Annotated in this window: 15 protein-coding genes; 11 read left to right on the forward strand and 4 right to left on the reverse strand. The window is 54.2% G+C overall.

Features of this window, described 5'->3' with window-relative positions; genetic code table 11:
* Positions 1–22 precede the first annotated feature (22 nt).
* From AC2TEM_RS13285 to AC2TEM_RS13295, 3 genes are all read left to right on the forward strand, one after another.
* The gene (locus AC2TEM_RS13285; protein ID WP_170423386.1) at positions 23–880 is read left to right on the forward strand and encodes an MBL fold metallo-hydrolase; all 858 of its coding nucleotides are present in this window, start codon (positions 23–25) and stop codon (positions 878–880) included.
* A gap of 69 nt (positions 881–949) precedes the next feature.
* The gene (locus AC2TEM_RS13290) at positions 950–1411 is read left to right on the forward strand and encodes a cupin domain-containing protein (RefSeq protein ID WP_170423388.1); all 462 of its coding nucleotides are present in this window, start codon (positions 950–952) and stop codon (positions 1409–1411) included.
* Positions 1412–1430: 19 nt separating this feature from the next.
* Positions 1431–2099 (forward strand): glutathione S-transferase N-terminal domain-containing protein, encoded by a 669-nt coding sequence (locus AC2TEM_RS13295; protein ID WP_170423390.1) that lies wholly within the window; start codon positions 1431–1433, stop codon positions 2097–2099.
* A gap of 24 nt (positions 2100–2123) precedes the next feature.
* Here AC2TEM_RS13295 and AC2TEM_RS13300 read toward each other — a convergent pair whose 3' ends face one another.
* On the reverse strand, positions 2124–2996 hold the full coding sequence (locus AC2TEM_RS13300) for a LysR family transcriptional regulator (RefSeq protein ID WP_170423392.1): 873 nt from the start codon (positions 2994–2996) through the stop codon (positions 2124–2126).
* An 88-nt stretch (positions 2997–3084) separates the two neighbouring features.
* Between AC2TEM_RS13300 and AC2TEM_RS13305 the strand changes: the two genes are divergently transcribed.
* Together AC2TEM_RS13305 and AC2TEM_RS13310 are read left to right on the forward strand one after the other, a co-directional pair.
* Positions 3085–3387: a YciI family protein gene (locus AC2TEM_RS13305; RefSeq protein ID WP_170423394.1), complete on the forward strand. Its 303-nt coding sequence runs from the start codon at positions 3085–3087 to the stop codon at positions 3385–3387.
* A 210-nt stretch (positions 3388–3597) separates the two neighbouring features.
* Positions 3598–3924 (forward strand): hypothetical protein, encoded by a 327-nt coding sequence (locus tag AC2TEM_RS13310; protein ID WP_170423396.1) that lies wholly within the window; start codon positions 3598–3600, stop codon positions 3922–3924.
* 207 nt (positions 3925–4131) lie between these two features.
* Here AC2TEM_RS13310 and AC2TEM_RS13315 read toward each other — a convergent pair whose 3' ends face one another.
* Positions 4132–4719 carry an RNA 2'-phosphotransferase gene (locus AC2TEM_RS13315; RefSeq protein WP_480856247.1) on the reverse strand — a complete coding sequence of 196 codons (588 nt, stop codon included), beginning with the start codon at positions 4717–4719 and terminating at the stop codon, positions 4132–4134.
* 138 nt (positions 4720–4857) lie between these two features.
* Here AC2TEM_RS13315 and AC2TEM_RS13320 point away from each other — a divergent pair, with 138 nt between their 5' ends.
* From AC2TEM_RS13320 to AC2TEM_RS13335, 4 genes are all read left to right on the forward strand, one after another.
* Positions 4858–5112: a helix-turn-helix domain-containing protein gene (locus AC2TEM_RS13320; protein WP_170423400.1), complete on the forward strand. Its 255-nt coding sequence runs from the start codon at positions 4858–4860 to the stop codon at positions 5110–5112.
* A gap of 437 nt (positions 5113–5549) precedes the next feature.
* Complete coding sequence (gene trpS / locus AC2TEM_RS13325) at positions 5550–6575, forward strand: tryptophan--tRNA ligase (RefSeq protein ID WP_170423402.1); 1026 nt, start codon at positions 5550–5552, stop codon at positions 6573–6575.
* A gap of 188 nt (positions 6576–6763) precedes the next feature.
* Positions 6764–7024: a hypothetical protein gene (locus tag AC2TEM_RS13330; protein ID WP_170423404.1), complete on the forward strand. Its 261-nt coding sequence runs from the start codon at positions 6764–6766 to the stop codon at positions 7022–7024.
* Entirely contained in the window at positions 7021–7386 is a 366-nt protein-coding gene (locus tag AC2TEM_RS13335; RefSeq protein ID WP_170423406.1) for a hypothetical protein, read from the forward strand. The genes AC2TEM_RS13330 and AC2TEM_RS13335 overlap by 4 nt, the downstream gene beginning before the upstream one ends.
* A 322-nt stretch (positions 7387–7708) precedes the next feature.
* Here the strand turns inward: AC2TEM_RS13335 and AC2TEM_RS13340 are convergent, their stop codons facing one another.
* Positions 7709–9121 carry an SNIPE associated domain-containing protein gene (locus tag AC2TEM_RS13340; RefSeq protein ID WP_480856248.1) on the reverse strand — a complete coding sequence of 471 codons (1413 nt, stop codon included), beginning with the start codon at positions 9119–9121 and terminating at the stop codon, positions 7709–7711.
* Between the two features lie 190 nt (positions 9122–9311).
* Here AC2TEM_RS13340 and AC2TEM_RS13345 point away from each other — a divergent pair, with 190 nt between their 5' ends.
* Positions 9312–9578 carry a hypothetical protein gene (locus AC2TEM_RS13345; RefSeq protein ID WP_170423410.1) on the forward strand — a complete coding sequence of 89 codons (267 nt, stop codon included), beginning with the start codon at positions 9312–9314 and terminating at the stop codon, positions 9576–9578.
* Between the two features lie 511 nt (positions 9579–10089).
* Here AC2TEM_RS13345 and AC2TEM_RS13350 read toward each other — a convergent pair.
* A complete protein-coding gene (locus AC2TEM_RS13350; RefSeq protein WP_480790332.1) occupies positions 10090–10305 on the reverse strand; it encodes an HNH endonuclease in 216 nt (71 codons plus the stop codon).
* A 697-nt stretch (positions 10306–11002) separates the two neighbouring features.
* Here AC2TEM_RS13350 and AC2TEM_RS13355 point away from each other — a divergent pair.
* Complete coding sequence (locus tag AC2TEM_RS13355) at positions 11003–12514, forward strand: cryptochrome/photolyase family protein (protein WP_170423412.1); 1512 nt, start codon at positions 11003–11005, stop codon at positions 12512–12514.
* Positions 12515–12516 lie beyond the last annotated feature (2 nt).

Consider the following 12516-nt stretch of genomic DNA (forward strand, 5'->3'; position numbering starts at 1 on the left):
CACACAATAGGAGGCCCTTGCCATGAAACGCATTCTCACAGCCCTTGCGGCCGCAACCACCTTTGCGAGCGCCGCGACCGCCGCTGATGACGAGATGAAACCTGTCATGACCGAGCTGAAAGACGGTGTTTATCAGTTCCACATGGCGCATTATTCCAGCCTGATCGTGATCACCGACGACGGCGTCATCGTCGTCGACCCCAACCAGGAATTCCGTGCCGCAGAAATGCGCGCCGAAATTGCAAAGCTGACGGATCAGCCCGTGGTCAAAGTGCTCTATTCCCATCCCCATTTCGACCATTCCCGCGGGGGACAGATCTTCAAGGACGAAGGTGCCGAGTTCATCACGCATGAAGGGTGCGCCGAATTGCTGGGCCGTGATCTGGAAAACCGGGTCGTGCAACCTGACGTAACCTATGAAGGGGACGAATACCGGATCGAGCTTGGCGGCAAGGTCGTCGAAATGCGCTACTACGGCTCGAACGATGGTCAGTGCAACAGCGCCATCTACATGCCAGAAGACAAGGTTCTCATGGCCGTGGATTGGCACCTTCAGGGTTTCGTGAACCTTCCCGGTCGCCTGAACACGCATGACTACGTGGGTTCGCTAAATACGCTGCGCCGCGTAACGACCGAACTGGAATTCGACACGGTCATATCAGGGCACATGCCGATGTCATCGCCGGAGCAACTGGCCGAGGATCTGGCTTTCAACGAGGCGCTTTTCAAAGCCGTGTCGGAAGGTCTTGCTGCGGGCAAGACGGTCGAGGAATTAAAGGAAACGGTCGAGTTGCCCGAGTTCAGCCACTGGTTCATGTATGACCAGAACCTGTCTGCCCATGTGGAGCGCATGGCCTATTCGATCTGGCACGGCCACTGACCTGAACAGACCGGGCAGGTTCACTGCCCGATCCTGCCCCACCCAAATAACCCGAAAACGGAGCATGACATGCCCAAGAAAACCGAAACTACCGGCAAGAAGACGGTCATTAGCGGCTGGCATGAAGGCCGCAAGTATTTCATGGCCGAAAACGAATACACCTCGGTCGCGGCTGGCAAGGAGGACACCCAGTCCGAGTATGTCTTCGGCGCGGGCGAAATCGCGCCCGGCAGCTGCATTCCTGATCACTACCACAAGTGGGAAGACCAGACCTTTCACATCATCGAAGGTGACCTTGAGGTCAAAATCGGCGATGAGGTTTTCAGGGCCGGGCCCGGCGCCAGCATCCAATGCCCGCGCGGTGTCTCCCACTACATGAAAAACGTGGGCGATACGACCGCCAAGCTGATCAGCTACATCTTCCCCGGCGATTGGGCCGAGGACTTCATGGCCGAAACGTCTCGCCAGAATGAAACCGGCGAGCGAGATTTGAAGCTGATCGAGGAACGTTTTGGCGTTGTCTACCTGTGAGGGTGGCGGAGTAACTTCGATGAAACTCTTTGTCTTTGAAACCTGTCCATTTTGCGTGCGTGCCCGCATAATGGCTGGGCTGAAGGGTCTGTCGCCCGAACTCATCTATGTGGCGCCGGGGCAGGCACCAGCCGATCTTGAGGGCAGGGTCGACAGATTGACCGTTCCGATTTTGGTGGATGGTGAGACGCTGATTCAGGACAGCACAGAAATCATTCGTCATTTCGACTTAGTTGGCACGCCATTGCTGCAGTCGTATGGCACCGGCCCGGAACTGGAGGAATGGCGCCAGACGATATCCTCGGCACTGAACGCCCTGTGCTATCCGCGTATGCCGCGCTTGAATGTTCCCGAACTTGCATCTTCTGAGGCCCTGGCCTTCTTTGAAAGTGCAATGCCAGAGCGGATAGGAATGGCATTTGCGGATGCACTTGCGCGAACTCCGCAGCTTGCTGTTGAAGTTGAAGCGGCTCTTCCCCGAGTCGTTCAGTTTCTGGCCTCCGGCGATATCAGCTTCGACACATTGGCTGCGCTGGCGGAGCTGCGAAGCCTGACCATGGTCGCCGAACTCGATTTCCCCGAACAGGTTTCAACGCCATTTTACGAATTGATGAGCTGCGCCGGTATCGCGCCCTTCACGCCAGTGGAGGCCCTATACGCAGATCTGAAGGTGACCGGCGACGTCTAACGTGGCAAAGCATTCGAGCGGTGATCAGGCCCAAGGCAATTCGCCCAACCAGGATTTGACTGTGGTTACCGACAAACGCGCTTCATCTGAATGCGATAGCAGCCACACATCCCGCGCCATGCCCGATCTCGATGTCTCTGCGCCGATACAACGAAACCTTTTGTCACCCTCGCAAACGAGTTTAGGCAGGACAGCTTTCCCATAGCCTCGGGCCGCCGCCTCAAGAGCGGTATCGATGTCCGATACCCGGAAACTGCTTGGGCGCTGTTTGAGGCGCTTTCGAAGCTCCTCTGTCCATCGCGCCTGCGGAAGGGATGCTGAGGCATCATCGTAGCAGATCCAGTCCGCGTTATCTTGCTGTTCTGGTGTCAGCTGCGATCCGCAATACGCATCAAACCCCAATTCGCCGAGTTTTTGGGCCATTGCCGCCAAGCCGCCCTGTTCGGGACGGGAGAAACGGATAGCCAAGTCGGCTTCGCGTTTTGTCAGGTCGATGTTTCGTGCTTCAGGAACCAGCTCGACGGTCATGTGTGGATGCTTGTCGCCCAGCTTTCCGAGGTGAGGCAGAATGACGTGATTGATGATCACGGGAACGGCGCTGATCCTGATCGTGCCTCCAATCTGGCCGGAGGACTGGTCCAGATGCTCTCTTAGCACCGTGTTTTCGCGTTCCATGGTTTCAGCGTGATCGAGTATTTGATGAGCTGACTCAACCAATTGATACCGACCCGCTTCGTTTCGAACAAAGAGGGTTGTTCCCAGCGCCTGTTGCAGCCGTTTCAAACGCCGTGCGACCGTCGTTTCATTCACACCGCACCGCCGCGCCGCGTCTGGCAGCGTGCCCGTTCTGTGCAGCGCGAGCAGATATTTGAAATCATCCCAATCATGATCCTGCATTTTTGCAGAATAGATTGGCAAAAGGGCTTTGCCAAACAGCAACTTTGCCATGCCATAATCACTCGGCACAGCAAAGTGAGGGTCCGCAATGAAATTCATAGTCCTGTTTGAAGATGCCACAGATGCCGATCCTGGTATTCGGGCGGCTCTCATGAAGGAGCATATAGCTTTCCTCGAAGACAACGCCGAGGCCGTGGAAGCCGCCGGGCCCCTGACGGATGGTGAGAACAGAGGGCGCGATGGTCTTTGGATCGTTGAGGCAGAGGATCAAAGTGAGGTCGAGAAGCTGATCCACGACGATCCGTTTTGGCCGACGGGTCTCAGGGCCTCCTTTTCCATTCTGCCCTGGAAGCAGGTTTACCGGGACGGCAGGGGGTTGATCTCTTCCTGAGGTTTGCGAGGAACCGTCTACTATTCAGTTCCGATTGCCAGCATGAGCAGCAGAGCACACGGCGATTGTTGATTTCGTTCAGATCACCTTTTCGCATGAGATATCAACGGGCGGTATCTGCAATTTTCAGCCGCCGCCTGGCTCCGTCAGCTTCTGGCGAAGTCCTTACCAAACATAGCTCTGGGCCTCGTTTTGGATTATGGTCTCAGAATGGACAGCAAGCTCCAATCTCTCAGCCGCGCCGACCTGATTGCACTTCTGCGCAAGTTTGTTCCTGCAGACGAATTGGAGCGCTGTCTGGACGATTTGCTGAAACAGAAAATCAAAAGATCAAGTGTTTGGTGTCGTGACAGCGCAGAAGCAGTGGTTGAAGAAGCTGTTGCCGCTTCAGCAGTGGGTGCCATTCTTGAAAGGATTGAGGATGGCCGCCACCCAAATTTCGACGTTCCAGGCGAGCTGAAACCCAAAAGGGATGCTCTGACGGAGGCAATCGAGACAGATACCGATGTAACGATCGAGGGCGAGGAGGATGCTTGATTTCTGGTTGCCAAGGGCAAGCAATTGACGGAGCTTGTATCACCGCCAACGCATTGCCGATCTCAACAGTGCAGCTTGTGCTTGTGGTGAGCGACAACCATTGTTTCATAGATGGATTGCTCACGACCGTTGCCCTCCATCACCATGTTCATTCAGTAAGCCCGCTGGGTTCAGCTGCCCGTCCGTTTTGCAAGTATCGCGGTCGGATTAGAAACCCAGGTATTGCGCTGGAACGAAATCCGTCAACCAAACCGCATTGTCCGCCCGATAGAACGCATAACCGTCCCGATGCATACTGCCAGTTTCTATTCGAAGGACGGTCGGTTTTCCGTGCCGTTGCCCTACCTTTTCAGCGGTTTCAGGATCAGGAGAAAGGTGGACCTGTTGTCGCCTGCCTGGTTTCAGACCTTCGCTGAATATACTGTCGAGATTTGATCTGGCTGTGCCATGATACAGAGTTTCCGGTGGCGCTACGGCTTCAAGACCCAAATCGACCTCAATGGAATGCCCTTGGGCGGCCCTTATAAGAGTTTCATCCTCCGAAAGCGTGAACCGTTTCTTGTCGTTATCCTCGACGATCTTGTGCAGGTCCTCGACGCTCAGTGATTGGCCAATCCGTTTCATCCCCCGCAAAAGATCGTCAACGCGCACCCATCCGCCCGGCATCAGGGACAAGCCCACGAGTTCAGGCTCGTGTCTCAGAATCCGTGATAAAGTCTTGCTTTGTTTCGACATGGCCGGAGCCTTTCTGAGTTTCGCTGCATTTGGACTGGTCAGACCTGGATGTGTCAACATGCCATCGGCGTATTGGACGGGCTTTGCATGGATCTTCTGTCCACTGGACTCGACGAAGAGTCCGCAACGGGTGCCCGGACAGGCAATTTTTGGTAGCATGGCACCGATTTGGAGGGGTTGGATGGGAAAGGAATCAGTATGAGCGTCGAAGAACTGAAGCAGGAGATCCTGGAGGAGAGGCCAGAACTCAAAGAGTTTCTCACGCAAAATCAGGAGAAGACAGACCTTGCCCTGGAGCTCCTGAAACTGAGAAAGCTGGCCGGCCTCACGAAAGACGCGCTGGCAGATGCCTCAGGGCTTTCCCTCGAACAGATCGATCGGTTGGAGGCGCCGACCGGTGAACTGCCAACGGAGCATGATGTGGCACGTTTCAAGGCAGCGTGCCGTCAATAGCCAAGAAGCTGATCGTCACGGTTGCAGGACTTGCGTAACGGATCCAGTCACTTGCGGCAAATCCCGTAGCCGGATCAACGCGGCTGCAGTGAGGATTCCATGCGGGGGCTTTTACCGTTTCTTTCGGCCGTCCTTATGAGGCCCGAGCGCGCAACCCTTACACGAACCCTGCCAGGATAACGAACCACGAACGTCGCTGAACGGGTGTTATGTGAAGCGATCTGCGGTTGAATCACCCACTGTGTCAGCTTGACGGCATTCGTTTCCGGCAATACTGCTGTCGGCATGGATAACCTGGTGCTCTTTTCGACACTCTGGTGGCTGGCCCCGAAATAAGGCGGCCGGACAATTCCATCTATTCCGAGGCCGCCGCTTGGGCGGTCTTTTTGTATCCATGCTTCCCAATGCGGTGCCTCACAATCTACGAGGACACGCATATGACCAAACCTGTCATCCTGACCGGAGACCGCACCACGGGGCCGCTGCATATCGGCCATTACGCGGGATCGCTTTCCAATCGCCTGCGCTATCAAGACAGCCATGAGCAATTCCTGCTCCTGGCGGACACGCAAGCCCTGACCGACAACGCGCATGATCCCGACAAGGTGCGTCGCAACGTCATCGAAGTCGCGCTGGACTATCTGGCTGTGGGCATCGACCCCGAGCGGACTACAATCTGCCTGCAATCGCACCTGCCTGCGCTGGCGGAGCTTTCGATGCTCTATTTGAACTTCATCACCGTCGCGAGGCTGGAGCGCAACCCGACGATCAAAGATGAAATCCGGGCACGTGGTTTCGGCAGAAACATCCCCGCCGGCTTTCTCTGTTACCCCGCAGCACAGGCGGCGGATATCACCGCATTCAAGGCTACGGTCGTGCCCGTCGGCGAAGACCAGGCGCCCCTGATCGAGCAAACAAACGAGCTGGTGCGCAGGATAAATGCAACCGCAGGCGCGGTGGTTCTGCCCGAAGCGCAAGCGGTCATTCCCAAGTCCGGCCGACTGCCTGGGATTGACGGAAAGGCGAAGATGTCCAAGTCCGGAGGAAATGCGATTTCGCTTTCTGCGTCTCCCGACGAGATCCATAGCGCCGTCCGGGCCATGTTCACGGACCCGAACCACTTGCGTGTAGAGGATCCCGGTCAGGTCGAGGGCAATGTGGTCTTTACGTATCTGGATGCCTTTGATGAGGCCAGGAATGATCTGGCAGATCTCAAGGCGCATTATCAACGCGGCGGCCTTGGCGATGGCAGGATCAAGGCACGGTTGGAAGACATATTGCAGGCGTTCATTGCACCCATCCGTGAGCAGCGGGCGCATTTGTCTGAACACCGCGACTATGTTCTGAATGTCATCCGGAACGGCACTGAGCGGGCCCGCGAGCGAACTGATGCAACGAAGCGCGAAGTCGTGAGTGCTCTGGGGTTGTTCCAGCTTCAAGAGTGCAATCACGGAGAGATCTGAGAGACAGCGGGTCAGGAATCTCCATCATTTCTCACAAACCTTGGTTACGCTACGCCCCCCGAGAAATCCAAAAATCGGGTTGTCGGGGAAAGACTCCCAGAAAAAGAATTGTTGTAAAACAAAAGCCTATAACTTGGTTACGCTCCGCCCTTTTGCTGTTACCGAGAGCCAAGAGTAAAATTTCTCGCATGTGTGATGACCATGCAAAGAAGCTCTTGGGGCGACGGGAAACCAAAGGTCGTTTGTTGCGTAAAGCCGCCAGTGAATGCGTCGTATCTGCGTTGCACAATGCGTTGTCACCTGATGAGGCTACTAAAGAGGAATATGAGATCTGGGCCGATGCATTTGAGGAGAATATGGCGCACCTGACTCCTGAATGTGGGCCCTATTCACAAAGCGCCGAGTTCCTGGTGCTGGGATCGGAGACGCAAGCGGAGAGGATCAGATGAATATGAAAGAAATCAAAATTAGGGAGCTTAAGGAGGAGGATCGGCTGGCTATCGAGAGGCGCGCTAACAAACTGCGGGTGCTATACGACATTGTCAAAGATAGGTTTGATGGCGCCCATGTCAGTTTCGAACAGCACGCCGGATCGGACCGGAATTCTGTATCCTCGTTTATCGTTATGCGCGTCGACTCGAGTGTCATACCGTCAGCGAGGACATTCATTGAAGCTGCGCTTCCTGCGATCGGCATCTCGATCATTTGTGAACGTCGTGACGCCTTTGAGATCATGCTGCGGGATGAAGCCGCGAGCGCAGACGAAAAGGCGGAGATGCTGAGAGTTTTGAAGGACGCGGGATGCGCATGAATCTCGAGGAAATTTTGGTAGAAAACACATTCGTAACCGCAGCCACAACGATTGTCCTGTGGCGGGATGTCAGATCTCTGAGATGGTCATTGTGATCACCGATACTTTGATCGATGACTACTTTGCTGACCTGGTGTCGACCACACCAATAGGTCTTATTGCCGATGGGCTTGAGTTTGGTTGATCCACAGAGGTTGGAGGCCGGTTCGCTTTTAGAGGCCCCAAAAGGTCAGTTCAGGTGGCTGTTCCGGTTGCCGTGTGATACTTGAACATCCTTTTACCCTACAATGAATTTATTGTAGGGTAACCGGAACCTTTGATGTCATATCTCGGCAGGCAGCTCATCTGTCTCTGAGCTGCTGACTTTCATCAGTTTCTCTTTCCGTCGCGCCATGGTTTCATGCCATTCCTGAGCTTCGCGATCTTTGAAGAATTCAGCATCGGGTGCGAGTCTTGCCACAGCGTTTTCGACCTCATCAAGCGAAACGCGAAAGAACTCTTTTCTCATGTTCGCCATGTTCACGCGTTGCTCCGCAAACTCCTTGTGGAGCGCCGCTTCCAGTGCCGGTGCCCCTTCAGAATAGATCATCGCATGCGTGTCGAAACCGAATGGCACGCTGGCATCACCCAGCTCGCGAACCCGGTCGTTGGGATCAAGGCGCCGGGTCAGGCCGATTTTGACCAGGTCCTCCCCAAATGAACCGACATTAGAAATGACATAGACGTATCCGGACTTTGTCATCTCGGCCATGGCACGGGCGCGCTCGCTGTTCGCGTGAGCCTGTTCCAAGGCAGTTTCAAGCTCCTGAATTTTCACCTGCATAGCTTCACTGGTCTCACCGCCACCGGCTTCCTTGCGCGCTTTTTCGAGCATCTCCTGATATTTCCGCTCTTCTTTCTCAGCGGCTCGTGCCTCCGCGAGAAGCTTCTTCTCCTCACGCTCCGCCCGAGCAAGTTCGGCGCGTTCGTCTTTCTCTGCCTTCAGTTGTTCACGATATTCATGGGTCAAATGCAACTCGTCGATTTTGAGCGCCACGTATTCCTCATTGATGTGAAGATTCATGGAAGTGTTCTCTTTGGAGATCGCTTTCGAAGCATTCAATATTCGCTTTTCCATGGCGACCACATTGTTCCAACGCGTGTTCGCAATCGCCGCTTCACACTCGTTGTTGAAAGCGCGCATGGTCAAACGAGACTGGCGATTGATCATGGTTTGCCCCTTTGCCCGACTGCCTTCGACAGTCCAGTCCGTAGGGCAGATGGTCGCCTCCTTGGCCGATACCATCGCCTTTTGACGGGCGCGTATCTCCTTGATTTTCTCCTTGTAGATCTCGCTGTCTCCAAAATCGAAATGGGGCTCATAGACACCAAGTTCGGCAAACGCCAGGCGGTCATCGTAAACCGCTACCTGTTCCTTCAACCGATCCAACAGTTTGCGCTTTTCCGAATACGTGGTGCGTGTGTCTTGAATCTCGTTGTCCAACTCGGACGCCTGCTTTTTCAGGCGTTCTACTTCGTCCTCGATGGAAATGATCGCCGAATATTTGGCTTTGACGGCGCTTACCTCCTCATCCCGTTCCTCGATTTCACGGGATGCTTTTTTCAGTTTCTTTCGTGCCAGGAGCCAGAGGATGAGGAAGAGAGGTGCGCTCAAAAGCCAGGCGAGCGCGGCAAGTGCAAAAGGGTCCATGAAACTTCCTGAAAGCTTTGAATTGAAAAGGGCGTGCAGCGGCACAACTCAAAGGGTATCCACGCACTCAATCTGCTGCAAACAGATTTCCTGTTGGAAACCAACATCTTTGCCTTTGTGGGGGATGCCCGGTTTGACCCGAGTTGGACAGTCACTTCCCTGACCCGTTGGGCGGAATTCGGGACAACGCATCTATTCATCTTAGGTGATTTCGGATTTGTGCAGCATCTCTCGCGTGCGGCATATCACCAGTCAATTGCGCTGGAATTGTCACCACGGCATCGCACTCCATGCAAACAGCGATGAGAACGTCTTCAGCGATCTCGACACCTCCATCAAACGGAACATCGCGTTTTTGGAACTCTGTCTCTCTGGCCTTGCGGCAGGTCTCGCAAATTGCGCGGCTTTTATCGCCAGTCCTGTAAACCGCTTGATCCTCGCCGACAAAAGTGAAGAGACCGTTCCGTTTTTGTCAAGTCCCGACCAGCGGGATAGCGGCTGAGTTCACTCCACAAGTGTCTAAAAAAACTTATAAAATCATCTTTTCACGTCCTAACCTTTCGGGTATGAATCAAAGGAAATGGGGCCGTTTGTGAGTCTCGCAAAACGATTTTCATTTGCGTTCTTGGGCGTTCGCGAGTGAAAACAGATCGCGAATTGTTTTGAGCAATCGTCGCGAATTTCTTTGGGCGGCAACCAGCGAAATTTCTCAATGTTTCCGAAAGGGAGCGCGAACGTGTTCGCGGCGTCCTACAGCGGTTGTAGGGACGCGCACAAACCTTCACGCACCCCATAAGTTTGCACGTTTTGCCCATAAGTTTGCACTGTTTCACGATAATAGTGCAGAGGGGAGCAAGTAGATCGCCTTATGCGGGTGTCGAGGGATAGATTTCAGTGTCTCAAGGATTGAACACCTGATCGCGATGTCTGATCAGGTTCTCCTTGTGCCCAGCAGTTAGACCAGAGATCCGCTTGGTATTTCCGGACAACAAGCTCATTGCCTGCGCGGACACTTAACTCGAAAACTTAGGTGACCCGTCGTCCTTGAAAGTGACAAGTCCTCTGTCGAATGCTGCGTCCCATAATGCCGTCAGCAAAATTCCATTGTGGACGCCCAACCGCTCAGCATCAGTCTCGCAATCTTTCCACGGCTTAATGTGTGAGGCTCTAAAGAGTTCAGTGTCAGAAATGTCCGAAATCGGGCAGCGACACCGCCAATAAGAGATCAATCGATTTCTGAAAATATCCTGAACATGCGTTGCTTGACCAACTGCTCCGCTTCAGTTTTCTACGGCAAACCATCGGTTGCAGCCTGAAACTCCTCCAGAGGGCAGTCTGGCAATCTCACGGACAGCTCGTAGATACGTGTTGGCACCAGATACAGCCCGGACATCTGTGCTGCGTTGAGGGAACCTTTGTGAAACTGCACGAAACTCGTTCAACTCATTAAGTGGGGTCAGTTGGGCGAATTGATTGCTCCGGGTTGTGAGTTGCTTGATATGTTCCGGGATCTCGTTTCGGAAGGTGCGCGGCAGGTACTCAAAGCTCTTTGAGCCGCACCGAATACGGCTTTGTCTCGCCAACTGTGAGTTCCTCCGCAGCCAAATTTGTTTTGCTCTCGACGTAAGCCTGGTTTGGTGAAGTCGCATTGCGGCACGGACTTCTTCGTTGAATAGCGAACCAAGGCTGCGATCAGCTAATGGGGATTGCTACGGAGAATATTTAGAACCTTCCATCGTGGTGTCGATAAAGGACTATACTCCCTGCCAGGCGCGCTTCGGGCGCGCGCGGAAACTTCTAACATTCAAGCAACGAAGGACAACGGCCTCTGTCCAAAAGCCACGTCAGCAGCGAATTCCGGAGAAGACAGAAGCAAAGATCCATTTTCTATGTCCAAACGTACAATACTTGAAAAACGGAGGTATCGTGCAGGTCGTTTGGTTCAAACGGGATTTACGGGTAAATGATCATCCGGCACTAGCGCAAGCGTCTGAGGTTGGGCCAGTTCTGCCGCTCTATGTGGTTGAACCTGACCTGTGGCAGCAACCTGACGCGTCAACACGGCAGTGGAACTTTGTTGCTGAGACAATCGCTGAGCTGCGAGAAGACCTAGGGAAACTGGGCCAGCCACTCATTGTGCGCATCGGACAAATTGTGGCGGTCCTTTCCGAGTTAAAAGACCGAGGTCTAATAGACGTTCTTTGGTCACATGAGGAAACAGGAAATAATTGGACGTATCAGCGGGATCGGCAGGTCGCTGCATGGTGCAAGGATCTTGGCGTACGGTGGCACGAAGTCCAAAACCATGGCGTTTTTCGCAGGCTCAAGTCTCGCGACGGCTGGGCAGAACATTGGGATAGCTTTATGGCTCTGCCCGTTGCTTCTCCAGTTGCGCTGAAACATATCGATATAGAACCTGGGTATATTCCCACGGCGCGCGACCTCGGCTTGCGAGATGATCTGTGCGTTGGTCGTCAAGCCGGTGGACGAGCTGAGGGCCTGGAACGGCTGAACAGCTTTCTGACCTATCGAGGCAAAAGATACCAACGCGAGATGTCAAGCCCATTGAAGGGAGCCGTTGCGTGTTCGCGGCTGTCGCCCCACCTGGCTTGGGGCGCGCTTTCGATGCGCGAGGTTACACAAGCGACTGAAAAGCAAAGACGCAGATTGCCGCCGCAAGCAATGGACTGGCGCAAATCGCTGCGATCGTTTTCAGGCCGATTGCATTGGCATTGCCATTTCATTCAGAAACTTGAGGATGAACCTCGAGTTGAGTTTGAAAATCTGCACAGTCTGTACGACGGGCTTCGACCAAAAGCACCAGATGGCGCGCTCTTGGCCGCGTGGTCCAAAGGCGAAACGGGATATCCGTTTTTGGACGCATGCATTCGGTCATTGCAAGCGACGGGGTGGCTCAACTTTCGGATGCGCGCAATGGTGATGGCCACGGCGAGTTATCATCTCTGGCTGGATTGGCGGGCCTCGGGTGAGCATTTGGCGCGCATGTTTACTGACTACGAGCCGGGCATTCACTGGAACCAGGTGCAGATGCAATCAGGCACGACCGGCATCAACGCTGTGCGCATCTATAATCCGGTTAAGCAGGGCTATGATCAGGATCCAGAAGGGGTGTTCATTCGGACATGGTTGCCGGAACTGGCCCATATTTCGGATCGGTACATCCACGAACCCTGGAAAGCCCAAGATGGGAAACAAATCATCGGAGTGCATTATCCAGAGCGTGTTTTTGACCATCTCGCAGCAGCCAAAGCCGCGCGCGAGCGGGTTTGGGGTGTCCGCCGAAGTGCGGAGTTTCGCTCTGAAGCGCAAGCCATTGCGACAAAACACGCGAGCCGAAAGACAAGGCGGACTGTTCGCAAAGTCGCGCGGTCGTCTCAAGATCAAGAGCAACTCGAACTGCCTTTGGGGGATCAGTGATG

It is taken from the genome of Ruegeria sp. HKCCD3925, assembly GCF_057221175.1.